The sequence below is a fragment of the Nonomuraea sp. CA-143628 genome (assembly GCF_050942315.1).
In the GTDB taxonomy this organism is placed as follows: Bacteria; Actinomycetota; Actinomycetes; order Streptosporangiales; family Streptosporangiaceae; genus Nonomuraea.
Map to the genome: position 1 here is coordinate 4,342,813 of NZ_CP192072.1, position 23,301 is coordinate 4,366,113.

The 23,301-nt window shown below is 70.6% G+C and carries 20 protein-coding genes; 12 read left to right on the top strand and 8 right to left on the bottom strand.

Features of this window, described 5'->3' with window-relative positions; genetic code table 11:
* Window positions 1-12 precede the first annotated feature (12 nt).
* The 3 genes from ACQP2T_RS20085 to ACQP2T_RS20095 all read right to left on the bottom strand — a co-directional run bounded on the left by ACQP2T_RS20085 (window position 13) and on the right by ACQP2T_RS20095 (window position 6,928).
* Complete coding sequence (locus ACQP2T_RS20085) at window positions 13-3,423, bottom strand: chromosome partitioning protein ParA (protein WP_433517635.1); 3,411 nt, start codon at window positions 3,421-3,423, stop codon at window positions 13-15.
* 344 nt (window positions 3,424-3,767) lie between these two features.
* Window positions 3,768-5,336, bottom strand: a complete 1,569-nt coding sequence (locus tag ACQP2T_RS20090) for a hypothetical protein (protein WP_433517636.1) — start codon at window positions 5,334-5,336, stop codon at window positions 3,768-3,770.
* 395 nt (window positions 5,337-5,731) lie between these two features.
* Window positions 5,732-6,928, bottom strand: a complete 1,197-nt coding sequence (locus ACQP2T_RS20095) for a hypothetical protein (protein WP_433517637.1) — start codon at window positions 6,926-6,928, stop codon at window positions 5,732-5,734.
* A gap of 194 nt (window positions 6,929-7,122) precedes the next feature.
* Here ACQP2T_RS20095 and ACQP2T_RS20100 point away from each other — a divergent pair, with 194 nt between their 5' ends.
* The 6 genes from ACQP2T_RS20100 to ACQP2T_RS20125 all read left to right on the top strand — a co-directional run bounded on the left by ACQP2T_RS20100 (window position 7,123) and on the right by ACQP2T_RS20125 (window position 14,183).
* Window positions 7,123-9,285, top strand: a complete 2,163-nt coding sequence (locus tag ACQP2T_RS20100) for a hypothetical protein (RefSeq protein WP_433517638.1) — start codon at window positions 7,123-7,125, stop codon at window positions 9,283-9,285.
* A 15-nt stretch (window positions 9,286-9,300) separates the two neighbouring features.
* Entirely contained in the window at window positions 9,301-10,278 is a 978-nt protein-coding gene (locus ACQP2T_RS20105) for an AAA family ATPase (protein ID WP_225289611.1), read from the top strand.
* Entirely contained in the window at window positions 10,279-11,355 is a 1,077-nt protein-coding gene (locus ACQP2T_RS20110) for a DUF58 domain-containing protein (protein WP_433517639.1), read from the top strand.
* Window positions 11,352-13,538, top strand: coding sequence for a transglutaminaseTgpA domain-containing protein (locus tag ACQP2T_RS20115; protein WP_433517640.1), 2,187 nt, complete (start codon window positions 11,352-11,354; stop codon window positions 13,536-13,538). The genes ACQP2T_RS20110 and ACQP2T_RS20115 overlap by 4 nt, the downstream gene beginning before the upstream one ends.
* 150 nt (window positions 13,539-13,688) lie before the next feature.
* Complete coding sequence (locus tag ACQP2T_RS20120; protein ID WP_433517641.1) at window positions 13,689-14,000, top strand: DUF6247 family protein; 312 nt, start codon at window positions 13,689-13,691, stop codon at window positions 13,998-14,000.
* On the top strand, window positions 14,001-14,183 hold the full coding sequence (locus tag ACQP2T_RS20125; protein ID WP_433517642.1) for a hypothetical protein: 183 nt from the start codon (window positions 14,001-14,003) through the stop codon (window positions 14,181-14,183).
* A 104-nt stretch (window positions 14,184-14,287) separates the two neighbouring features.
* Here the strand turns inward: ACQP2T_RS20125 and ACQP2T_RS20130 are convergent, their stop codons facing one another.
* The 3 genes from ACQP2T_RS20130 to ACQP2T_RS20140 form a co-directional block, all read right to left on the bottom strand.
* Complete coding sequence (locus tag ACQP2T_RS20130; RefSeq protein WP_433517643.1) at window positions 14,288-15,151, bottom strand: hypothetical protein; 864 nt, start codon at window positions 15,149-15,151, stop codon at window positions 14,288-14,290.
* Window positions 15,148-15,723, bottom strand: a complete 576-nt coding sequence (locus ACQP2T_RS20135; protein WP_433517644.1) for an RNA polymerase sigma factor — start codon at window positions 15,721-15,723, stop codon at window positions 15,148-15,150. The genes ACQP2T_RS20130 and ACQP2T_RS20135 overlap by 4 nt, the downstream gene beginning before the upstream one ends.
* 99 nt (window positions 15,724-15,822) lie before the next feature.
* Window positions 15,823-16,071: a hypothetical protein gene (locus tag ACQP2T_RS20140; protein ID WP_357960150.1), complete on the bottom strand. Its 249-nt coding sequence runs from the start codon at window positions 16,069-16,071 to the stop codon at window positions 15,823-15,825.
* Between the two features lie 203 nt (window positions 16,072-16,274).
* Here ACQP2T_RS20140 and ACQP2T_RS20145 point away from each other — a divergent pair, with 203 nt between their 5' ends.
* From ACQP2T_RS20145 to ACQP2T_RS20170, 6 genes are all read left to right on the top strand, one after another.
* Entirely contained in the window at window positions 16,275-16,838 is a 564-nt protein-coding gene (locus ACQP2T_RS20145; RefSeq protein WP_433517645.1) for an exonuclease domain-containing protein, read from the top strand.
* 156 nt (window positions 16,839-16,994) lie between these two features.
* Window positions 16,995-18,491: a YHS domain-containing protein gene (locus tag ACQP2T_RS20150; RefSeq protein WP_433517646.1), complete on the top strand. Its 1,497-nt coding sequence runs from the start codon at window positions 16,995-16,997 to the stop codon at window positions 18,489-18,491.
* 10 nt (window positions 18,492-18,501) lie between these two features.
* Window positions 18,502-18,753 carry a toluene-4-monooxygenase system B family protein gene (locus tag ACQP2T_RS20155; protein WP_433517647.1) on the top strand — a complete coding sequence of 84 codons (252 nt, stop codon included), beginning with the start codon at window positions 18,502-18,504 and terminating at the stop codon, window positions 18,751-18,753.
* Window positions 18,743-19,102: a Rieske 2Fe-2S domain-containing protein gene (locus ACQP2T_RS20160; protein WP_433517648.1), complete on the top strand. Its 360-nt coding sequence runs from the start codon at window positions 18,743-18,745 to the stop codon at window positions 19,100-19,102. The genes ACQP2T_RS20155 and ACQP2T_RS20160 overlap by 11 nt, the downstream gene beginning before the upstream one ends.
* An 11-nt stretch (window positions 19,103-19,113) precedes the next feature.
* Window positions 19,114-19,419 carry an MmoB/DmpM family protein gene (locus tag ACQP2T_RS20165; protein WP_433517649.1) on the top strand — a complete coding sequence of 102 codons (306 nt, stop codon included), beginning with the start codon at window positions 19,114-19,116 and terminating at the stop codon, window positions 19,417-19,419.
* 2 nt (window positions 19,420-19,421) lie between these two features.
* A complete protein-coding gene (locus ACQP2T_RS20170) occupies window positions 19,422-20,435 on the top strand; it encodes an aromatic/alkene monooxygenase hydroxylase subunit beta (RefSeq protein WP_433517650.1) in 1,014 nt (337 codons plus the stop codon).
* A gap of 81 nt (window positions 20,436-20,516) precedes the next feature.
* Here the strand turns inward: ACQP2T_RS20170 and ACQP2T_RS20175 are convergent, their stop codons facing one another.
* Together ACQP2T_RS20175 and ACQP2T_RS20180 are read right to left on the bottom strand one after the other, a co-directional pair.
* Entirely contained in the window at window positions 20,517-22,397 is a 1,881-nt protein-coding gene (locus tag ACQP2T_RS20175) for a protein kinase domain-containing protein (protein ID WP_433517651.1), read from the bottom strand.
* A 45-nt stretch (window positions 22,398-22,442) separates the two neighbouring features.
* Window positions 22,443-23,141, bottom strand: coding sequence for a M50 family metallopeptidase (locus ACQP2T_RS20180; protein WP_358436570.1), 699 nt, complete (start codon window positions 23,139-23,141; stop codon window positions 22,443-22,445).
* Window positions 23,142-23,301 lie beyond the last annotated feature (160 nt).

A 23,301-nucleotide genomic window follows, 5' to 3' on the forward strand; every position in this document is an offset into this window, starting at 1 on the left:
GCTGATCAGGGGTCAGGTGACAGCCACGGGGGAGGGCCCGCTCCTGTCCACGTAGGCGGCCAACGCCCGCACGCGCTCCGCGTGCTCGTCGTGCCCGACGATCACCGGTGGCTCGTTGTACGGCATCGCGTCCGACGAGCGCCTGAGCTTGATGTACTGTCCGCAGGCGTCGATCGCGTACGGCTCCATGTCGTCCTGGAGCGCCCCGATCACCGTGATCCCGTACGTCTCGCCGATCCGCCGGAACAGCGCCACCGCCTCCCGCCGGTGCTCCTTGCCCAGGTTGCGGCCGAGCTCGTCGAGCACCAGGCACAGATGCCCGCCCCCGGACGACGCGATCGCCGCCGCGCACACCAGCTTGACCGCCTTCTCGTCCATGAGCGCGGTGTTGGCCCGCCGGTTGTACGGGACGAAGCCCTGGCCCTCGCCGCGCCGCCACTTGGGCGTGACGCGCCATTGCCAGCGCTGTTCCGGGTCGGCGGGCGCCGGTGGCACCGGGAACTCCAGCGTTGCCCCGTAACCTCCGTAGGACGTGTCGAGCTGCTCGAACTCCTCGGCGACCCGTGTGAGCCGAGCCTTGATCGCCGCCGTCAGCGCCGCCCGGTGCACGGCCGTCGAACTGGCCGCCTCCTCCGCCCCCTTGTCGGCCGCGGCCAGGTCACGCTGCCTCGACACGACCTGCGCCTCGATCTGACGCCGCTGGTGCTTCTCGTACTCTTCCTGCCCGCGCAGGTAGGAGGCCAGCGAGCCGCACACCGCCGCGAACGTCGCCTGCTCCCGCGCCGTGCTCCCCCCACGCTCGGACAGCAGGAACCGCAGCTCCTCCGGAATCTCCGCGTCCTCCTCCGGGAACGTGTCGCGCAACGCCTGGTCGAAGTGCCGTTCGGCGACGCGCCACCATTCCTCGGTGGTGCGCGCTCGTTCGCCCTCGGGCAGCGCCTTGAGCCACTCCCGCGCCCCCTCGGCGGTGCCGCCCCAGTCGGCGGCCAGCGCCTCGACCTTGAGCGCCTCCCGTTCGCCGCTCACCCTCGTCTCGTCCTGGCGCGACCGGGCCCGCTCGCCCTCGTGCCGCTGCCGCCGCCCCTCCAGGCGTTCGATCTCCATGTCCTTCGTGCGGGCCCGGAAGTCGAGCGCGGCCGCCTGCCGCTCGGCCTCCGCCACCGCGGGCGCCAGCTCCTCCAGCGCCGTCGTCAGCTCGCCCAGCCGCGCCCGCCGCCCGGCCAGCTTGGTCTCCAGCTCAGCGAGCCGTACTCCCGCTTGCGCCCCCTCCAGCCGCCGCTGTCCCTCCGCGACACCTTCCTCCCCATCGCGTACGGTCTGCGCCGCGGTCTCCTGGGTGTCCTTGGCCCGGTTGAGCCGGTGCTCGGCGGCCTTGATCCGCGCCTCCCGGCCGGTCGCCTCCCCGTCGAACGCCCCCACGACGCTCACCCCGGCGGCACTCACCAGGACCGAACCGGGCAGCTCGACCAAGGCCGCGGCGGCCGCGTCGAGCTGGCCGGCGTCGACGATCACGGCGTGCTCGTGCGGCCACCCCCGCAACTCCTCCAACCCGAGCCCGGCCCCACCAGCGTTCGCGACTCCTCCGCCGGCCGCCCCAGCGTTCGCGACTCCTCCGCCGACCGCCACAGTGTTCGCGATTCCTCCACCGGCCGCCCCAGCGGTCGCTTGACCGGCGACCCTCGCGGCTGCCTTGGGGGATGTCCGGCCGGCGGAATCACCATGAGCGTGGGAGTAGTCGCGAGCTTGTTCGGCCACGTCCAGCGCGTCCAGGAGACCTGTCGCCACGACGCCCGCCGCGGCCAGCGCGTTGAGCTGGGCGGCGGCCGGGCCGCCCTCGGCGTCGTCCAGCGCGGCCTGGGCGGAGGCCACCTCGCGATCGGCCACGCCCAACGCTTTCAGCGCCTCGTTCAGCCGCAGCCGCGCCTCCCGCAGCTCCCGCTCGGCCGTGGGCACATCGCGGCCGTCCGAGAACCGGCGCGTCTCCTCCAGCGCCGGGATCAGGCCGCGCAACTCGTCGGCGGAGTTCTCCGCCACGGCCCGGTCGGCGTCGAGCTTGGCGGCCCGCGCCTGCATCGCGGCCAGCTCCTTGCGCGCCTCCGCCACCCTCCGGTCGAGCGTGTCGTCCTTCAGGGTGGTGATCTCGGCCTTCACTATGGACAGCGCCTCGGCCGCCGTCTCGCCCGCGGTCCGGTGCCGTTCGAGCTCGGCGACCAGCAGCTCGTCCTTGGCCGCCGCGTCGTCCAGCTTGCGAGCCTGGCGCCCACGCCAGCATCGCAGGGCGTCGGCCAGCCGGATCCGGGCCTGATCGCGCCGGTCGAACGTGGTCAGCAACGCCCGCGACTCCGCCTCGAACTCGGCCAGCCGATCGGCCGCCTGCGCCGCCCGTACACGCTTGGCGTGCTCGTCCCGGCGAGCCTCGCGCTCCTGCTCGAGCTCGGCGTCGAGGCCGGTCAGGGCTGCGATGGCCTCGAACACGCGCTCCGGCGAGATCTCGTTGAGCGGCTGGGAGAGCAGGTTGGTGGCGACCTTGCTCCGGACCGAGGTCGACAGGAACGACACGCAGCGGATGCGGTCGCCGTAGAGCACCTTGGTCAGGTCGCGGGCCACCACATCGCGGCGCCCGGCGGACTTGGGCAGCGTCGCCCACATCTCGTCGGCACGCACCACGCGCTCGGCCTCGGACGCGGCGGAGGCCAGGTGCACGCCCTCACGCCAGCGGATCTCCAGGTGGGGGGCCTCCTGGTTGACCTTGAGCCACACGGTGACGGCCCCGCCGGATGTGTCGGGCACGGAGAACAACTCACCGTCATCCGGTACGTCCGGCTCCACGCCCACGCTGATCTGCTGAGACCCGGCTCCGTTGCGGGTACGAGCCTCCGAGGTCTCCAGCGTCGCCGCCACGCGAGACGCTGAGCGCTCGGACGCAGGAGTTACCTCGCCAGGAGCCACATCGTCCGAGGCGGAGTCGTCACGCCCCGGTCTGGTGGCTTGGTCCGTAGTGGAGGCGCCATGCCCTGGTCCGGAGGTCTCTTCTGAGGCGACGGCGCCGGGAACCGGGCCGGTGGCCCGCAGGGGCAGGTCGTAGGACGCGCCGGGCCGCCCGAACACGCCGACGATGTAGCCGTGATCGGCGCTGGCCCACTGGCGGGCGCCCGCGCCACTGGCCAGCTCGGCGTTGAACAGCAGCTCCGACACCGCCTTCGCGCCCGAGGCGAAACGCCACTGCTCGTCACCCAGCAACGCCGTGATCGACGCGATGAACGACGACTTGCCCGCGCCGTTGGAGTCCTTGGGCCCGGCCCCCGCGACGACGATGAGCGTGCCGGGGACGGTCGGCACCGGATGGGTCGAGAGCCGTGAGATGTTGACCGCCTGCATGGCGATCAACACCCGGTCCCCGACGACGTTCTCCACCTGCGACACCTGTGACCCCCGTAGTCCTTCCGTTTCACCGCGCCGACCCGGGCGGGGCTGACGCATGCTGTCTGTTCGCCGTGCCGCCCGGGTGAGGGCGGACGCTTGCTGCTCGTACCCGCGCCGACCCGAGCGGGCCGACGCTTGCTGTCTGTTCACCGTGCCGACCCGGCGAGGGCGACGCTTGCTGCTTGTTCACCGCATCGACCCGGCGGGGCTGACGCTTGCTGTCCTTGCACCGTGCCGCCCGGTCGAGGACGCTTAGCTCCTGTTCACCGCGCTACCCGACCGTGTTTGACGCTTGGCGCCTGCCAGGCCCCGGGTGGCAATCCGGGCCTGGCAGGTCCGGGTGGCTACCCTGTCGATCTCCGCGCTCGTACGGCCGCGGCCAGCGGGCTGTGTGGTCCGGCCGCCAGGATCAGCTCCTCCTGCAGCCGTCGCCGCGCCGCCGGAGTGAGCCGGTGGAACTGCGGCCCTGGCGCGTAACCTCCGGCTTCCTCACCCGCTTTGACCTGAGTCAGCAGCCCGGCATGTCGCAGCATCCGTAGCGCCGCCTCCAGCTCGCCGATCGGCAACTGGGTGTGGCGGCGCAGCTCGTCGACGGGAGTCGGGTGCGGCGAGAGCCAGGTGTCGTCGGGCAGCAGCCCCTCCGCCCTCGGGATCGCCACCGAATGCACCAGCACCAGCGTCAACACCGCCCGCTCACTCTCACCAAGCCCCGCCGCTGCCCCGGACCCGGACGACCCGGCCCCGACCCCGGACCCGGCGCCCGCGGGCGCCGGCTCGGCGCGGTAGGCGTCGTCGTAGCCCGAGGTCCATCGCTCGCGGTGCTGGATCAGCGTCCGGCCTCGCCGGGCGAGCATCTCGCCCAGCGTGTGGCGGAGCGCGGGGTCGCGCAGCCCACCGAACCGAGCCTCCAGCACCGGCTCGGCGCCATGCTCCACGGCCATGAACGCCGCCACCAACTCGGCCCGCCGCCGCTCGTCATAGCCGCCCAGCAGCTCGTCGAACTCCGCCGCACCGCCTTCGACCCGGCCTGCTACCGCCGTTGGCGCCATCGCCGTTGCCGCCACCGCCACTGTCGTTTTCGCCGCCACCGTCGCTGTCGTCCTCGCCGTCGCGGGATCCTGTGCCTGGACCCGCGCCTCGGACGTCTGCTGCACGGTGGGTGGTTCTTGTGCGTCAGGTGATGGCCGCACGACCAGCGGTCCTTGCGCGAGAGGCGATGCCTGCGCCTCAGATGGTCGCTGCGCAGCGGGCGTTTCCTGCGCCTCGGGCGGTTTCTCTGCGGTGGGCGGTCCTTCCACGGTGGAGGGCTGCTGTACGCCCAGCGGTCCTGGCGCGGCGGAAGGTTGTTCCGCAGCGGGTGGTTCCTGCAGCCCTTGGGATTCCTGCGTGGCGGCTGCCACGATGTCGGCGTCCGCGACCACCGTGAGGTCCCGTTGCTCCGGTGTGGGAATGCGCCGGACCAGCTCCTTCAGCTGGGCGTGCGACTCGACCGGCCACAGGGCGCAGCGCGGGCCCAGCGAGACCACGCCGTCGGACATGACGATCCACGCCGAGTCGTGCAGTCGACGCAGCGCCCCGATGGCCCAGTTGCGCATCAGGTCGTCGGCCCGGCCGATCAGCGCCCGGTAGGTGTCGAGGATCAGCTCGACCGGCGCCGGCGTGCCTGGCCACGGGTCGACGGACAGGTCGCTCCAGCAGCACTTGAGCGTCGCCGCCAGCACTCGCCGGGTCTCGCCCGAACGTTCGACCGGGACCGGAGCCACCTGGTATTCGTCGAGGAGTGACGGGGTGGCCGCGTCGGGCCACACCGGCAGGGCCTGGCCGGTGGAGTCGGGGCGCGTGAGCCGTACCATCCCGGGTGGCGCCGCGACGCCGGCCCCCAGCCGCAGCGGCCCGCCCGACCGCGCCCGCACGTGAGCGACCGCGTCGTCCCCGAGCGCACGCCGCGCACCAGCGCCTCCCGAAGCGCGGCCCCCACCCGTACCCGCCGAGGTGCGACCCCCACCGACGCCCGCTGAAGTGCGACCCGCAGCGGAGCCCGCCGAAGATCGACCCCCACCGGCGTCCGCCGTAGTGGAGCCCTCCGAAGTGCGACCGGCACTGGCGCCTTCCGAAGTGCGATCTGCACCGGTGCCATCCGACGTGCTACCGGCGCCTACCGCAGAGCGATCTGTAGCGGTGCCATCAGGAATGCGACCGGCGCCTTCCGAAGAGCGATCCGCAGCGGAACCCCCTGAGGAGCCGCGCGGACCAGCGCCCTCCGAGGAGGGAAGGTCCGGGCCGGCGGCCTCTGACGAGAGTCGGGTCATCAGGTGCGCTCCAGGTAGCCGTGGGACAGCCAGGCCGGTTCGCCTCCTGGCGAGATCGTGAGGTCGTCGGCCCACACGAGCCGATAAGGCAGCTCAGGCCGCAGATCGACCGTCGTCAGGTCGGCCAGCAGCCGGCGGGCCGACGGCCAGTCGGACCGGAGCACGTCGGCCAGGGCCACCCGCGTCGACGCCCCCAGCAGCGATTCCGCCACTTCGGTCAGCCGCTCGATCGCCGCGTTGGGCGCGGAGTCGAGCGAGCCCTCGGGGCCCGCGTCGGCGAGGTTGGAGCGTGGGGGAGTGGGCTGGGCCGGAGCCGGGCGGGGTGCCTCGTCGACCGCGCGGGCGATCGCCGCCGGGTCGTGCCAGGGCGCCGGAGCGTCGAACACGAAGCCGTCGAGCACCGCCGCGAGCCGCTCGCGCGAAGCGGTCTGCGAGAACGTGCGCCACGTCTCGGTGGGCAGCAGTGTCAGGTTGCGGGTCGTGCCCGCCGAGTCGGCCAGGCGCCCCGCCGCCCGCCGGGAGGCGTCGCTGTAGGCGTAGATGGCCGCCCGCAGATCGGTGCAGACCCGGTCGAGCGCGGGCCAGCGGGTCAGGATCGTGCCGTGCAGGCTCTGCGCCCGGCGCGCGATCTCCTCGGTGCCCCACAGCTTGGGCGCCTGCTCGCGCAGCTCCTCGATGGTGCCCATGGTGAGCGTGATCAGCTCCAGCGCCCACAGCCGGAACGCCCTGGCCAGGTTGGCGGCGCTCTGCCTGGCCTCCTCCATCGTGGTGCGCGGGTCGGCGACGTTGAGGTCTTCGAGCGCGAGCAGCCGGTGCATCTCCGACTGGCCGCCGTCGTCCATCATCCGCCTGATGAACATCAGCCCGACCACGCTGGTGAACGACGCCCGATAGCGCAGCTGGTTGGGCTTGGGGAACACCTCGCGGATCGCGCCCAGCCCCTTGAGCACGCGCAGCCGGTTGTCGAACTGGTCGCCGGGATAGGCGCGGCAGGCGAAGCGCATCTGCTCGTGCGTCAGCCACTCCTCGCCCGCCTCGGCGAACGCCGCGAACAGCGTCTCGGCGATGTCGACCAGGGCCGGGTCGTCGACGACCGCGCCGCTGTCGCGGGCCAGCGCCGCGAACATCCGGCGGTAGGTCGACAGCACCGCCTCCTCCGAGAGGGCGGCGTCGAGGGTCAAGGGCTGTTCGGACACGGGCTCTAAGGTACGGCTTCGGGCCGACAATCTCGGCCCGACCTGACGGGCTCAGCTGCGAGTAGTGCCCGACCTGGCTGGCTTTCTTGCGAGTAGTGCCCAAACCTGCCGTGCTTACCTGCGAGTAGTCACGCCGCACGCTAGGGTGATCCAGGGTAATACGGGGGCAAACGTTCAGTAATCGTACGTACGGGGTGAGTGACGCCTTGCGTATCCGCGTACTTCGCGGAGACCGTGCCACGGCCGTGATCGCCGGCGCGGTGGCCGTGATCCTGGTCGCCTTGGCGGCCGTCTTCGGCGTGGGCGTCTCCAGCGCCACACCCAAACTGGCCGACGTCGGCGCCTGGCTCTGGACCCAGGCCCGAGGCAAGATCGTGCACGTCAACGGCCTGTCCGGCGAGGTCGACGGCTACCTCGACAAGAAGTCGGCCCAGCGGCTGCGCATCGTCCAGGACGGCTCGAACGTCCTGCTCGTCGACGACGGCAGCGGCTACGTCAGCCGGATCGAGCCCGGCCAGCTCAGCGTCGCGCAGACCCGTAACTTCGGCACGGCCGGCCTGCAGATCGTCGTCTCGGGCGCCGCCGGCTACGCGGTGGATCCGGAGGGCAAGGTTCAGCAGATCGACCCGGCCACGCTCAACTCGGTCGGCGCGCCGCTGTCGCTGCCGGGCCCGCTCGGCTCGGCCCGCATCGACGGTGGCGGGCGGCTCTGGGTGCCGGTGACCGCCAAAGGCGAGGTCGTACCGGTGACCAAGGGCGTCGCCGCGAGCGCCGTCAAGGTCGGCGAGCCGGGCGAGGAGCTGGCCGTCACGATCGCGGGCGGCCTGCCGGTGATCGTCAACACCCGCGCCGCGACCGCCACGATCGTCGGCGCGGACGGCGGCGTGGGCGAGATCACGCTGCCCAAGGAGGTCGCCCAGGCCGCCAAGGGCGGCGTCCTGGCGCCGGCCTCGACCGAGGGCTCGCAGGTGCCGCTGCTCACGCCCGGCGACTCCGGGCTCCTCGTGGTGGTCGACACGGAGTCGAACTCGGTGCTCAACACCAAGTTCGCGGTGAAGGACCCGGCCGCGCTCGGCGTGCCGCAGATGCTCGGCTCGAAGGTGTACGTCCCGGACCGCAGCACGGGCGGCCTGATCGTGTGGGACAGCGCTGCGGGCGGTCAGCCCACCAAGCTCCAGGTGGCGCAGGGGCCCGGCCCGGTCGACGTGTTCGTCAAGGACGGCCTGCTCTGGGCGAACGACGAGAACGGCGACAAGGCCGTCGTCGTCGACACCGAAGGCCGCAAGCACGACGTCGACAAGGACGACTCGGACGTACCAGGACCCACCAACACCCCCAAGCCCAAGCAGACGCCACGGCCCGAGCCGACGAACACCGACCCCAGGCCCGACCCGACCAGGACGACGGACGCCCCGGAGCCGACGCGGACGGACGCCCCGGAGCCGTCGCGCAAGCCCACCAAGACCCCGACGTCGACCCCGACCCCGTCCTCGGCCACCCGCAGCCCCACTCCCACCCCCACGCCCAGCGCGCCCACCAAACCCGGCGCCGTCAGCGCCAAGTCGGGCCCCGGCCACGTCAGCGTGAACTTCAGCCCGTCCAGCGGCGGCAAGGTCGACCGCTACACGCTCAAGGTGTCCGGCGGCGACGGCAGGACCACGCCGCAGTCGGTGGACGCCGACGGGCCGTTCCAGTTCGAGTTCTCCGGCGGGAGCTGCGGCGCCGAGTACACCTTCACGGTCGTCGCCCACTGGTCGGGCGGCCAGGTCGAGTCGGAGCCCAGCGCCGGGGTCAAGCCGTGCGTGGCCCCCGGCAAACCGGCCAACTTCGCGGCCAAGCCCAAGAACCGCGGCGCCGAGCTGACCTGGGACGCCCCGGAGAGCGGCGGCGAAGGCATCACGTACGTGCTCTCCGGCGCGGTGAGCAACGACAGCGTCAAGGGCACGTCGTTCACCGCCGAAGGGCTCAAGAACAACCAGAAGCACGAGTTCAGGCTCAAGGCCAAGAACGACGCGGGGGAGAGCCAGGACGCCGCCACGACGGACGTGGACCTGGCCTACCCGCGGCAGCAGTACCAGAACGCCAGCAACAACGACACCAACACGCTCATCCGGCCGGGCCCGTCGGCCGACGGCGACGCCAAGACGGGGACGATCCCGAAGGGGCAGTACATCACGCTGACCGTGATCTGCCAGGTCAAGGGCGCGGCCTACACCGACTCCTCCACCGGCAAGTCCAGCGACATCTGGAACCGGATCGAGTCGTCGGCGGGCAACGGCTACCTCAACGACACGCTGGTGGCCACACCGGACGGGGGCGGCTTCCCGGAGGCTCCGCTCTTCGAATGCACCGACTGAGATAGGGGACCTCAGTTGTACAACGAGCAGACGCAGCAACCGCAGCAGCTTGCGGCACAGTTCGCCCAGCGCTTCCAGATGCTGGCCCAGAACATCGAGCGCATCATCCGCGGCAAGCACGAAGCCATCGAGCTGGCCCTGATCTGCCTGTTCTCCGAAGGACACCTGCTGATCGAGGACGTGCCCGGCACCGGCAAGACCACGCTGGCCAGGTCCATCGCCGCCAGTGTGGACGCCGAGTGGCGGCGCATCCAGTTCACGCCCGACCTGCTGCCCAGCGACATCACCGGCGTGTCGATCTTCAACCAGGCGCACCAGAAGTTCGAGTTCCACCAGGGGCCGGTGTTCGCCAACATCGTGCTCGCCGACGAGATCAACCGCGCCTCGCCGAAGACGCAGTCCGCGCTGCTGGAGGTCATGGAGGAGCGCCGGGTCACGGTCGACGCCGAGCCGCATCCCGTACCCAGGCCGTTCCTGGTGGTCGCCACGCAGAACCCCGTCGACATGGACGGCACCTACCCGCTGCCGGAGGCCCAGCTCGACCGCTTTCTCATGCGGATCTCCGTCGGCTACCCCGACCACGTCTCGGAGGTCGAGGTGCTCAAGGGCATGCCGACCGGGCCGCAGGTCGAGCGGCTGCCCGTGGTGGCCCGCGCGTCGGATGTGGCCGGGATGATCGAGTTCGCCACCCGCATCCACGTCGCCGACCCGGTCTACGACTACATCGTCGCCCTGTGCGGCGCCACGCGCACCAACCCGCACCTGCGGCTCGGCGCCTCCCCGCGAGGCAGCCTCGCGCTGCTGCGGGCCGCCCGTGTCAAGGCCGCCGCCGCCGGACGCCACTACGTCGTGCCGGAGGACGTCAAGGCCCTGGCCGTCCCGGTCATCGCGCACCGGCTGATCCTCACCCCGGAGGCCGAACTACGCGAGGTCACCGCGGCGCACGTGCTCGGCGAGCTTCTCGCCGGGATGCCGGTGCCGCAGGCGGCCTAGGTGCTGACACCGCTGGGGTGGGGCACGCTCGCCGGCTCCGTGATCCTTTACGCGGCCGGGTTCGCGCTCGGCTACCCGGAGCCCGTCGTGCTGGCCACCGGCGGGGTGCTCGCGCTCGCCGCCGCCCTCGCCTGGACCGCCCCCAGACCGAGTCTGGAGGTGCACCGCGAGGTCACTCCGCTCAAGGTGCCGCGCGGGGACGCGGCCGTGGCGGTCCTTCACGTACGCAATCTCGGCCGCCGGGGCCTGTCAGGGCTGCGCGCGCAGGACCGGATCGGTACGGCCGAGCACACGGTGGACCTGCCCCGCCTGCCCCGGAACGCCACCAGGACGGTGTCGTACCCGCTGCCCACCGGCGTGCGCGGCGAGATCCCCGTCGGCCCGCTCCTGCTCGTCCGCGCCGACCCGTTCGGCCTGACCCGCAGGATCAGGCGGTACGGCCAGACGGCCACGCTCCTGGTCCGCCCGCGTACGGTCGCGCTGCCGGTGCCCGCGTCGGGCAAGGCCCATCACCTGGAGGGCCCCACCAGCGACAACGCCCCCAGCGGCACGGTCACCTTCCACACCCTGCGCGAGTACGTCGTCGGCGACGACCTGCGCCACGTCCACTGGAAGTCCAGCGCGCGCACCGGCACGCTCATGGTGCGCCAGCTCATCGACGCCAGCCTGCCCACCACGACGGTCGTCCTCGACACCCGTCACCTCACCGAACTGGCCGTGGACGCCGCCGCCTCGGCCGCCGTCGCCGCCGCCCGGTCCGGTTTCCCCGTGCGGGTGCTCACGGGCGACGGGCCGCTCGCCGAGACCAAGACCGACCCCGAGCTGCTGCTGGACCGCCTCGCCCTGGTCGGATCCGGTACGTCCGGCGTCGGCGAGGCGGTGCGGCTGGCCCGCGGCGGCTCGCTCGTCGTCATCACCGGCGACCCGGCCGAGGCCGCCCGAGCGGCGGGGGCGCGCCGACGGTTCGACCGCATCATCTGCGTATATGTCGGCACAGGTCCACTCAGCGCCCCCGGCGTGACGGTCGTCCCCGTCACGGAGCTGGCCGCGCTACCGCCGGCCTGGGGCACGCGATGAAACGCCGCCGAATGGAGCCCGGCGACGGCCCCCAGCCGGGCCCAGGTCCGGCCCCGCCCCACCGATCTCCGTCGGCCACGCCGCCGATGCCCGTACCTCCGCAGATCGCCGCCTCTCCGAGCGGCACGCGGCGCGACGGTGGGCCGGTGTGGCGGCGGGCGGCCGGATTGGTCGTCGTGGCGGCCGTCACCGGGGCCGGTGGGTGGGGGTTCCATCGCGTCTTCCCCGACACCGAGCTGCTCCTGGCCGTAGTACCCGCTGCGACGGTCCCCGCCCTGGTGGCCACGCTCACCTGGCGGCGGCCTCTCTGGCTGGCGCTGGTGCTCGACCTGGTCCTGTGGTTCGGCGGGACCGTGCCGCTGTACAAGGGCATCGCGCCCGGCCTGCTCGGTGACCTGGCCGACTCGTGGCGGGCGCTGCTCACCACGCTCCTGCCCGCCCAGCCGGAGCCGCGGCTGCTGGTCCTCGTGCACACGCTCGTCTGGGCCGCCGCCGTGGTCGGCACCGAGACGATGACCCGCACCAGGACCCGCGTGGCCGCCGCGGTGCCCGGACTCGTGGTGTACGGGGTGGCGCTGCTGTTCGGGGTGGACGGGGCGGGCTCGAACCTGCCCGTCGCCGCGGCCCTCGTGGTGCTCATCGCGGCCCTGGCCCTGCTCCGGGACGACCGGCCGGCGCTGTGGCTGCTCGCCGGCATCCCGGCCGCCGCCGCGCTGGCCGCCGTCGCCCTGGTCGCCGGGCCGCTGCTGCCCATCGCCGCCGAGCCGTACAACCCGCGCGACGACGCCGAACCCCCGCCCCCGGTACGCGTCGACAGCGTCAGCCCGCTCGACCGCGTGTCCGCCTGGCTGCAGATCCCCGACCGTGACCTGTTCACCGTCAAGGCGGCCAAGCCCCTCAACTGGCGGCTGGCCGTACTCGACCGCTATGACGGCGTCCGCTGGACGTCCGGCGCCCGCTTCCAGCCGACGGGCGGGCGGGTGCCCGCGGGGGACTGGACGGGCAAGGCGCAGACCGTACGCCAGACGATCACGTTCAGCGGCCTGCCCGGCACCTGGCTGCCCGGCGCCGAACGTCCCGTCGAGGTGGACGGCGTACGCGGCCTGGCCGTCGACCCCGGAAGCGGCGCGCTGCTGGCCGCGAGCCGGCCGGCCAAGGGGTTCACGTACGAGGTGACGTCGCGGGTGGCGGAGCCGTCGAAGGCCGACCTGCTCGCGGCCACGCCGGTCGATGATCCCGCGCTGACCGCGTTCCCGGCCGGGCCTCAGGAGGCGCTGTTCCGCAAGCTCGCCCAGCAGGCCACCAAGGGCGCGGACGTGCCGATCAAGCAGGCGTACCGGCTGCAGAGCTACCTGCGCACCAGCGCCACCTACGACGTCACCGCGCCGCCCGGGCACTCGCTCAAGGGCCTGGAGTTCTTCCTGGAGACCACGCACAGGGGGACGTCGGAGCAGTTCGCGTCGACGTTCGCGCTCATGGCCAGGACGCTCGGGCTGCCGTCGAGGGTCGTGGTGGGATTCCGGCCGGGGCAGGCGTCCGACGGGATTTACCACGTTAAATCTGGTCATGTCATGGCGTGGGCGGAGATCAAGTTCGACAAGCTCGGCTGGCGGCCCTTCTACCCCACGCCCGGCCGCGGCGGCGCGAAGGACGACCACGACGTGGTGTCCTCCGCTCTCAAGGAGAGCGAGGAACTGGAGGGCGAGTTCACCCAGGGCACGGTGAACAAGCCGAAGGCCGGTCAGAAGCCCACGGCGGGCGGCGGCCGCGAGACCTCGGCCGGGCCGCCGCTGTGGGTGATCGTCCCGGTGGTGGGGGCGGGGATCCTGGTGGTGTACGCGGGTACGGCGATGGTGCTGCCGTGGTGGCGCAGGCGGGCCCGCAGGAGCGTGACGGGCGCGGAGCGGCGGGTGCTCGGCGCGTGGTCGCAGACCTGCGACGACCTCGGCCTGAAGGGGGAGCGGGCACTGACCGCCGAGGACGTGGTGGCCCGGCACCCAGCCGACATATCCGCCCATCTCCGACCACTCGCCGATATTTCCAACTTCGTCCGCTACGCCCCTGACGACGTGGCCCACGAGGCCGCCGACGCGGCCTGGCGCCACAGCGACGCCGTCCGCCGGGCCGTACGCGCCAGAACGCCGCTCAAAACCCGCCTCCGCAAGCGACTGCTCCTCCGGTGACCGCATAGGGGACCATTGCCGGCATGAGAAGCGTCGAAGCCCAGCTGCCGCACCGCCCGCCGGGCCTGTGCGCAGGTGGGATCGCGAACGTCCGGCGATTCCTCGGCTGTCCTCGGTAGGGTGTTACGTGTACCGAGAGGAGCCGCTGCCATGACCGCCCAACCGCATGAAGTCTCCAGCTCGGCAATCGAGCGAACGTTCACCGCAGTGAGGGCGTCGCTGCCTGCCGTCAACGTGGCCGCGTTCGACGCCGAACTCGCGGCGATCACTCATGCGGACGTGGTGGACCTGGCCGCGTTGGACGACTTTCTCACTGGATGGTGGCGCATCGCGGTCCGGGCGGCCGGTGACCCCGAGGACTGGCAGCGCATGCACACCGAGGCTGAGTTGATTCGCTCCGGCGAGCGCTCAGCGAGCCCGTCGCTGGCCGAGGTCCTGGCCCGGCGGGGAGTCCAGATCTAGGTGTACGACATCAGGATGGGCAGCTCGATCGCCGAAGCCCAGATCGACGCCATGTCCGACCCGGAGATTGACACCCTGCTGGAGATCTACGAGGTGCTGCGGCTGAAGCCGGGCAACGGTCGCCAGCTCACCCTGACCGGCAATATGCACGTGTGGGACCACAAGGGCATCTCGGTTACTTAGGTCCTCATGGACCCTCAGCGCGAGGTCGTGGTGCTGCGTGTCGACCGCCACCCGATCTAGCCGTACATGGCGACCGCGCCTCTCACGCAGTCGGCGCGGTATCGCTAGGGCTTCTGGAGTTTCTGCGTGACCATCAGGCGGATCACTCCCTTCTCCGGCTCGTCCGCCTGCCAGACGAACCAGTCCGCACCCACCGGAGTGCCCTGCTTGGTGGGGTACATCAGGTACGGGTCGCCCGGATAGCGCTCGGGAGGGACTTCGGTGATCAGGTAGGTGACCTTGAGGCCGCGCTTTTCGACCTCCCGCAGGACCTCGCCCACGGTTTTGCCCTCCACTCGGTACTCGCCCAGCGACGTGGCCTCCAGGAAGGGCATCTTCGGCACGACGTGCTGTACGTCGTCGGGGACCAGCTCGCAGGGCGCCACCGGGTCCCGCATGAGGATCGTGGTGGTGCCGATCCATCCCATGACGGGATCTTCCTCAAGGGTCCAGACGAAGGTCTGGCCGGGCTTGAACAGCTTGGTGTTGATCTGCATCTGCCAGCCCGGGCCATTGTCGTCCCCAGGGATGTTCCTGGGCGCGTAGTACAGGCCGCGCGGGATGTCCGTCACGATTTCAGCGCGCGGTTCCTTGCACTTCTGGCCCGCCGGGACGAAGTCCACGATGGCCGGCACATTGAGGCTCCTGAGCTGCTTGGTCAGTCCCTCCACGTCCCGGAAGTCCCGTACGGTGACGTACACGATGCCGTCGGAGTCCTTGGTGACGGCGTAGGCGCGGTCGGCCCCGCCCATGGACGAGACCGTGACCACGCTCGATACGGCGGCGACCGCCACCCCCGCCGCCACGGCCAGGACGGCCCGGCGGCGCGGCCGCCTGGCGCTGGCCCGCTCGGCCGCCGCCCGCTCCGCCACATGCTCCTTCAGCTCGGCCAACCGGCGCTCTTCGAATCCGGCGAGAGATCTGTTCATGACGATCCTTCCAAGATGGCTTCCGGGTGGTCGCCGGACTCGATCATGAGCCGGCGGTGCGCGCGATGCAGCCGCACCCGGGCGGTGCCGACGCGGATGCGCAGGGCCATGGCGGCGTCGGCGACCGACAGGCCGTCGATGTCCACCAGTTCGGCTACGGCCCTCAGGCTCTTGGGCAGCTTCGCGATGGCCGACAGCAGCGGGCGGGCGGCCCGCTCGGCGTCGATGCGCTCCTCCAAGCGGGCGATGTCGTCGGCGTCCAGCGTGCGCCGTCCGGCCGCCCTGCCGCTCTTGTGCAGCTCTCTGGCCGCTCTGCGCAGCTCGGACGCCACCACGTTGCGCGCGATGCCGAACAGCCACGCCACCTCGCCGCCCCGCTCGGCCTGGTACGTGCCCGCGGTGTCGATGGCGGCCAGGAAGATCTCGGTGGTGAGGTCGTCCACCGTGTGCGGATCGGTCACCTGGCGGGCCACGAAGCGGCTCACGCGTTCGGCATGTCTTCGGTAGAAGACCTCGAACGCCGCAGGATCCCGCATCGTCCGCAGGAGGCCCTCCGATGAATTGTCTGCCATCCACTGCGCCTTCCGCTTGCTCGGGGCTTTCCCCTTATTGGCGAGCAAGGGCGCAGAACATTACATCCCTGGCAGATCTCTGCAAGGCGGGCGAACGCCTCAGTTCACGTAGGCCCACAGGTCGTAGGTGTAGAACATCGGGTTTTCGGGCTGGTGGGTGCTGCACCACCAGGTCTGCCAGCGTCCGGTCTCCTGGCCCGACCGGCCGAAGCTGATGCAGACGTCATAGGGCAGGTTGCTGTAGACGACTTGGAGCGTGGACGAGGCGTGCGCTGGCGTGCTCGTGGCCAGGATCGGCGTCAGAGCGGTGACCGCGAGAAGTGACAAGGCGGTGATTCGGCGACGCACCAGTTCTCCCCTCATGAAGGGCCGGAAATCGCGAAGAGCGATCACCGTGAATTGGACGACAAGCACCGCACCGCCGCAAGATCCGCCCCCGCTCGGCCCCGGCGACCAGCGCGAACATCGCGGACGCGATGAAAGCTTCATCTCGGGCCCCGCCAGCGAAATCCTGATGACCCGGGGCAAGGCTGCTTCTACGCTCACTCCTCATGGACGTTAACGAGCACCTGCTGAACGTGGTCGATGTCGAAGCGACATGCTGGGAGGGACAGCCGCCGCCCGGCCAGGTGAGCGAAATCATCGAAATCGGGCTCACTGTCGTTGATCTGCGCGCGGGCGAGCGCCTCGCCAAGCACCGGCTGCTTGTACGCCCAGCCCGATCGAGGGTGAGCCCGTTCTGTACGGAGCTGACAGGGCTGACGCAGACCGAGGTAGACGGGGGCCTTCCCTTTGCTGAGGCGTGCCGAGCGCTGGCGGCTCGGCATCAGACGGCCTTGCTGCCCTGGGCCAGTTGGGGTGACTACGATCGTAACCAGTTCACCCGCCAGTGCCACCAGACAGGTACGGAGTACCCCTTCTGCCGCCGTCACACCAACGCGAAGGTCGCCTTCACCGTCTCTAACGGCCTGCGACGACGCCCTGGAATGGCCCAGGCGTTGATGATGGCCGGCCTCCCGCTGGAGGGCCGCCACCACCGAGGCGACGACGACGCGTGGAACATCGCTGCCCTCGTGCTCCATCTGGCGAGGCGCGGAGACTGGCCTGCCGGCTAGCCTTCCCGATTCACGGGGACTGATGGACACAGTTATTTGACACAAGCGCGATTCCGTGACACCGAAGAGTCTGGAATGGTTCTTCCCTCGGAATCGAGGGAGCCGTCGTGAAGTCCGTACGCCAACGAATGGTTCGGGCGCCGGGAAGGGGCAGTGATGCCGAAGCTTTCACGTAGCGACTGGTACGACCTATCACGCGACACCAATTGGACGTTCCGCTATGTCACCGAAGAAGCGGCATTTCCGGAGGAGTTATCCGGCTCTCACCGAGTTTCCAGTGAGGCATGGACGCGATGGGATGAGCCGTACAAGATCAGTTACCGCGAGTACGTCCACAACCAGGTCACCAAGGACACCGCCACTTACTCGCTGAAGAACGCGATCAGCCGCTCCAAGCTGTTCGACCAGCTGGACCCCGGCTGGAAATCGGTGATTCTCGCGCACTACGGGGCCATCACGATGCCGGAGTATCTGGCCGCCATCGGGGAGGCGCGCATGGCCCGGTTCGGCAGGTCGGCGGCCTGGCGCAACACGGCGACCTTCGGCGCGCTGGACGAGATGCGGCACGGGCAGATCCAGGCGTTCTTCCCGTACGGGCTGCTGGACAAGGAGCCGCGTGCCGACTGGGCGTTGAAGTCGTTCCACACGAACAACTGGGTAGTGCTCGCCGTCCGGCACCTCTTCGACGACATGTTCGTCGCCAACGACGCGGTCTCCATCGCGCTGCAACTCACCTTCACCTTCGAGACGGGTTTCACGAACCTGCAGTTCCTCGGCATGGCGGCCGACGCGATGGATGTCGGCGACCTGGAATTCGGCGCGCTGATCTCCAGTATCCAGACCGACGAGGCGCGCCATTCCCAGCAGGGCGAGCCGACCATCAAGGTGCTCATCGACAATGGGCACAAGGAATGGGGGCAGTTTCTGATCGACCAGATGTTCTGGCGTTCCTGGAGAGCGTTCGCGGTGCTCACGGGGCTGTCGATGGATTACTACATGCCGCTGGAAAGCCGCCGGATGTCGTTCAAGGAATTCATCGAGGACTGGGTCGTCAAGCAGTTCGCCGAGCAGTTCCGTGATTTCGGCCTGGACCATCCCTGGTATTGGGACCAGTTCATCGACGAACTCACCTGGTACCACCACGCCGTCCACCTCGGCGTCTGGAACTACCGGCCCACCGTGTGGTGGAACCCGGACGCGGGCGTCTCCGCCGACGAACGCCAATGGCTGGAGGAGAAGTACCCGGGCTGGAACAGCACGTTCGGCCGCAACTGGGACGTCATCCAGGACAACGTGCGCAGCGGGAACATCGCGGCGACCTTTCCCCGGACACTGCCAATCACCTGCAACCTCTGCCAGATCCCGATCGTCCGCGCGGCGGGCGTCATGGCGGGCGCGCTCGACTCGGCCGCCCCGCTGCGGCACACCCACCACGGCCGGACGTACCTGTTCTGCTCGGAGCCGTGCAAGTGGATCTTCACCCAGCGGCCGGAACGGTTCGCCGGGCACAAGTCGCTCATCGACCGCTTCCTGAGCGGCGACATCGCTCCCCCTGATCTGGCCGGCGCGCTCGCTTACATGGGGCTGTCCGAGGCCGAGCAGGGCCGCGACGCCACCGACTACGCCTGGGCATTCGGCCCGGCCGCCGATTGAGGGGGATCTGATGGCGTTGCTACCGCTGAGCGCGAATTTCGAGAACGATCTGGTCGCGCTGCTCGTCCCCGTCGACGATCAGGACACGGCGGAGGTCGTCGGCCAGAAGATCGCCGAGTACACCGTCGGTCACCGGGTGGCGGCCAGGCCGGCCCCGATCCGCGTTCGCCATGAGGGCCGCGTGCTGCCGCCCGAGCAACGCATCGGCGAGGCGGGGGTGGGGCCGCTCGATCACGTGGAAGCGTTCTTCGATGAATCCTGAGGAACCGTCGTGGACGGGCGTCTGCACCCTCGACGAACTGTGGGAAGGCGATATCGCCGAGGTCACGGTGGGGGAGGACCAGGTGCTGCTGGTCCATCTGCCGGGCGGCGAGTTGCGGGCCTACCAGGGTATGTGCCCGCATTCTGAGGTTCCGTTGGCGGAAGGCGAGTTCGACGGCGAGGTGCTCACCTGCTCGGGCCACGGGTGGGAGTTCGATCTGACGACCGGCCGGGGGAACAACCCGGACACCTGCCGGCTGTACGCCTTCCCGGTTCGCCTGGTCGGCGAGCGGATCTACGTAGCCGTGCCGGCGGACGGCCGGCGTCACCACAACCGATGCCGCGGATGAGGAGCACAGTCGTGGCCGATGACCGCAAGCAACTGGTGGGACCCGTGGCCAGGGGATTCGATCCCGAGGTCGTGGACGCGCTGGTGACCGCACTTGAGAAGGACAATCCAGACAAGGAGCTCCGCGTCGAGGACCACGGCGGCTATGTGCGCATCCACGCTCCCCATCTGCTGCGCCTGACCCGCGCCAGCCTGGAAGATGCCGCGGGACATCCGTTCCCGCTGGCAGCTCTGGAACCCGCGATCGCGAGCTTCGCGGGCCGCATGCGGTACATCGGTGACGACGAACTCGTCTGGTACCTGACCAGGGAGGATTGACCATGGCCACGACCCGGCGGCGCACCTGGAGCCTGTTCGACGGCGAACGCCGCAGGCCCACCGAGTACGACATCGTCACCCGCGGCTTCCACTACCACTACGGCCGGCAGCCGGCCCCGTTCGACCTCGACCCCGGCAGCGCGATCAACCAGTGGTACCTGCGGCACCGGGAGGGCTCGCCCCTGCAGGCCCCCGACTGGGACGGCTTCCGCGACCCCGCGCAGCTCAACTACCGGCGCTACATCGCCCTGCAGCACGAACGCGAGATCTACGCCGAGGGCGTCGTCGACAGCTTCGAGGCCGACGACCACGACGCGTGCCTCGACCCCGCCTGGGTCGCCGTGCTCGGCCGCCTGTACCTACCGGCCCGTTTCGCCTTCCACGTTCTGCAGATCACCAGCGAGTACGTCGGCCAGCTCGCCCCGAGCACCGCCATCATGAACGCGGCACTGTTCCAGGGCGCCGACGAACTACGCGCGCTGCAATGGATCGCCTACCGGGCCAAGTCGCTGTCGCTCACGCACGGCGCCGCACTCGCCGACGGGACCACGGCACGCGCCATCTGGGAGGACGACCCGGCCTGGCAGCCCGCCCGGGAGACTCTGGAGACGCTCCTGCTCGCCTACGACTGGGGCGAGGCGTTCACCGCACTCAACCTCGTCGTCAAACCCGCCTTCGACGCCCTGCTCAAGCAGTGCTTCGCCGATCTCGCCCTGGCCAACGGCGACGGCCTGACCACCCGGCTCCTGCGCGACTCCGGGGCCGACACCGCCCGCAGCCAGGACTGGAGTGCGGCACTGGCCCGGTACGCCATCGCCGCCCGCCCGGAGAACCTGAAGACCATCACCGCATGGGAGGACACCTGGCGGCCCCGTGCCATGGCCGCGGTCGAGGGCCTGGCCACGCTGTTCGCCGCGGCCCCGAAGCCCGCCGATCCCGGCGAGGCGGTGACCGCCATCACCGCGACGGCCGAGCGATTCCGCTCGACCATCCTCACCGGCCAGAGCGAACGGTGACGCCTGTACGGGACGACCGGCGGGAGTTCAGCTGCGCCGGCGCTGTACGGGACGGCCAGCGGGAGTTCAGCCGCGCTGGCGCTAGCCGTTCTTGGCCACCGCGCCTCTGACGCAGACGGGCTTGGACCAGGCGACCTTGCTCGTCTTCGAGATCTGCAGCGGTACGCCCACCAGGAAGCAGTAGCCGGTGTCCGGGTCCAGGCCGCTCACTCGGGCCGAGGTGGTGCCGGGCTGGAGGGCGGTGATCGCCTGCTCGCCCTGCTTGGCCGGGGAGCGCTGGACCACGACCGGGTAGCGGGCGGACTCCTTGGGCAGTGCCCACCGCAGCTCCACCAGTGTGCTGCGGTCGGCCACCACGCGTACCCGACGCGGGGCCAGTGCGGCCAGGGCTTCCTTGCCGACGTTCTCGGACGGCTCGGCGGCGGTCGACGGGGGCTGGGACCGCTGCGGGTCGGCCTGGGGGGCTTCGTTCTGTATCGACAGGTAGACGGCGAATCCGGCGCCGGCGAGTGCCACGATCGTGGCGGCGGCTCCGATCGCCATCACCCGGGTCCTCGTACCGCCAGGCGCCCCCCTACCGTCAGACGGAAGTCCGCTCGACACGTGCGCGGGACCGGCTGGGTATGCGGCGCCGAACGAGGAGCCGGTCTGCGCCGGGTGCGCCGGTGGGACCGTGGCGGGGGCGCTCGACCCGTCCGTGCCGAGTTGGGAACCGGTCGCGTGCGGGCCGCCGAACTGCGGGCCCGACGGCTGGAGCCCAGCGGGGTGGTAGCCGGACTGGTGCGCGCCGGACGGCTGCGGCGCGAAAGGACTCTGACCAGGCGGTTGAGGTCCCGAGGGCTGGGGCGGCGCGAAAGGGCTCTGATCAGGCTGCCGAGGTCCAGATGGCTGCGGGGCGAAGGGGCTCAGATCAGGCGGTTGAGGTCCCGACGGCTGCGGCGCGAAAGGGCTGTAGCCGGTCGGCTGAGGGCCGTTCGCCTGGCCCGCCGGGTTGGGTGCGTAGGCACCAGTCGCGGGCCCGGCCAAGTGCGCGCCCGTCGAGGGGCCGGGCATCGGGGGCTCGCCGCTGTCGGCTCGCCGGGGACCGGTCGAAGGCACCGGCCCCGGATCCTGCCCGACCAGGTCCGTCACCGATAGTCCCAGCTCCGCCTGCACCTGCCGCAGCCGCTGCGCCAACTCGCGCGCCGAGCCGTACCGTACCTCCGGCTGCTTCGCCATCGCCCGCAGCACCGTCTCGAACACCACCGGCGGCACGTCGGCGCGGTTGATCGGCGGCGGATCCGCGCTCAGCACCCGGTACATCAGCGGCGCGATCGACGGGTCCGTCGGGCTGTGGAAGGCGGGCTGCCCGGCGAGCAGATGGTAGAGCGTCGAGCCGAGCGAATAGATGTCGGACGAGGCGGAGTGCGGTTGGCCGGTCAGCACCTCCGGCGCCGCGTGCAGCGGCGTGAACGCCTGCGCCGTGGCCGAGATCTCCGCCGAGTCGACGACCCTGGCCACGCCGAAGTCGGCCACGGCCGGCTCACCGTATCGGGAGATGAGGATGTTCTGCGGTTTGATGTCGCCGTGCAGGACCCCCGCCTCGTGTACGGCGGCCAGCGCCCCGGCCAGCTTCACGCCGGTGCGCAGCACGTCGGCCACCTGCAGCGGCCCCTCCTTGCGGACCTTGTCGCGCAGCGAGCCGTTCTCGAAGAAGTCCATGGCGATGTACGGCTTGCCGGAGCGCGTCACGCCGGTGTCGAACACGGTGACCACGTTCGGATGGCCGGTGAGCCGGCCGGTGAGCTGGAGTTCGCGCTGGAACCTGCGCATGGTCCGCTGGTCGACCCGGTCCACGGACAGGACTTTCAGCGCCACGATCCGGTCGAGGCGCTCCTGGTAGGCGCGGTAGACGATGGCGAACCCGCCCTGGCCGGCCTGATCGAGTACCCGGTAGCCGGGCGCGTCCTCGACTGGCAGCACAGTACTCCCCCCTGTCACGGGCGAGTTTAATGTGATTTTTCCTGACTAGAGCGGATTCATGAGATAGGCGCCCGCCACCACGGAGGCGCCCGCCACGAGCAGGAAGAAGAACACATAGAAGCCGCCGGGCAGGATGGTCAGCCTGGCGAGCTGGTCGGCGTCGGAGTCGCGCGCCTGCCGCCTGCGCCGCTTGCGCTGTAACTCGATGATCGGCCGCACCCCGCCGAACAGCAGGAACCAGACCGCCACCAGGGCCACGACCTGCTGCACGTTGTCCGGCGCGTACATCGACAGGGCGAACACCGCGCCACCCGTCGCCAGCAGGATCAGCGCGCCGTACAGGTTGCGGATCAGCAGCAGCATGCAGACCAGGAACAGCAGCACGGTCCACATCAGCAACGTGATGCGTCCCTGCTCGGTCAGCCACGCGGCGGCCAGTCCGAGCAACGACGGCGCCAGATAGCCCGCCAGCGCGGTCAGCACCATGCCGGGGCCGGTGGGCCGGCCTCTGGTCAGCGTTACGCCGGAGGTGTCGGAATGCAGGCGAATGCCTTCGAGTTTCCGGCGGGTGACCAGCGCCATCAGCGCGTGGCCGCCTTCGTGGGCGATCGTGATCAGGCCCCTGGACAGTTGCCAGGACATGCCGAAACTGACGATCGCGAGCGCGACGAGTGCCGAGACCACCACGACCCACGGGTCGGGGGCAGGCTGAACCTCGATCAGGTGAGCCCAGAGCTTGTCCATCGAGGTATGACCCTATCCAGGTAAAGACCCGCTCGTGCTCACAGAATAAGATTCTGACGCCGTACGTCTTTTCCGCCAAGTCGCCGCTTGATCTGGTTCCTGCGGGGAAGGTGGTGCACGGCACAGATTTCCCGACAATTCCCCACTCGTACGCGCACAG

What these genes read in the sequence shown, in the direction of transcription:
- ACQP2T_RS20180 (WP_358436570.1), bottom strand. Translation starts at nt 23,141, where the DNA reads ATGGACAAGCTCTGGGCTCACCTGATCGAGGTTCAGCCTGCCCCCGAC.
- ACQP2T_RS20130 (WP_433517643.1), bottom strand. Translation starts at nt 15,151, where the DNA reads ATGAACAGATCTCTCGCCGGATTCGAAGAGCGCCGGTTGGCCGAGCTG.
- ACQP2T_RS20115 (WP_433517640.1), top strand. Translation starts at nt 11,352, where the DNA reads ATGAAACGCCGCCGAATGGAGCCCGGCGACGGCCCCCAGCCGGGCCCA.
- ACQP2T_RS20145 (WP_433517645.1), top strand. Translation starts at nt 16,275, where the DNA reads ATGGACGTTAACGAGCACCTGCTGAACGTGGTCGATGTCGAAGCGACA.
- ACQP2T_RS20150 (WP_433517646.1), top strand. Translation starts at nt 16,995, where the DNA reads ATGCCGAAGCTTTCACGTAGCGACTGGTACGACCTATCACGCGACACC.
- ACQP2T_RS20120 (WP_433517641.1), top strand. Translation starts at nt 13,689, where the DNA reads ATGACCGCCCAACCGCATGAAGTCTCCAGCTCGGCAATCGAGCGAACG.
- ACQP2T_RS20135 (WP_433517644.1), bottom strand. Translation starts at nt 15,723, where the DNA reads ATGGCAGACAATTCATCGGAGGGCCTCCTGCGGACGATGCGGGATCCT.
- ACQP2T_RS20155 (WP_433517647.1), top strand. Translation starts at nt 18,502, where the DNA reads ATGGCGTTGCTACCGCTGAGCGCGAATTTCGAGAACGATCTGGTCGCG.
- ACQP2T_RS20160 (WP_433517648.1), top strand. Translation starts at nt 18,743, where the DNA reads ATGAATCCTGAGGAACCGTCGTGGACGGGCGTCTGCACCCTCGACGAA.
- ACQP2T_RS20170 (WP_433517650.1), top strand. Translation starts at nt 19,422, where the DNA reads ATGGCCACGACCCGGCGGCGCACCTGGAGCCTGTTCGACGGCGAACGC.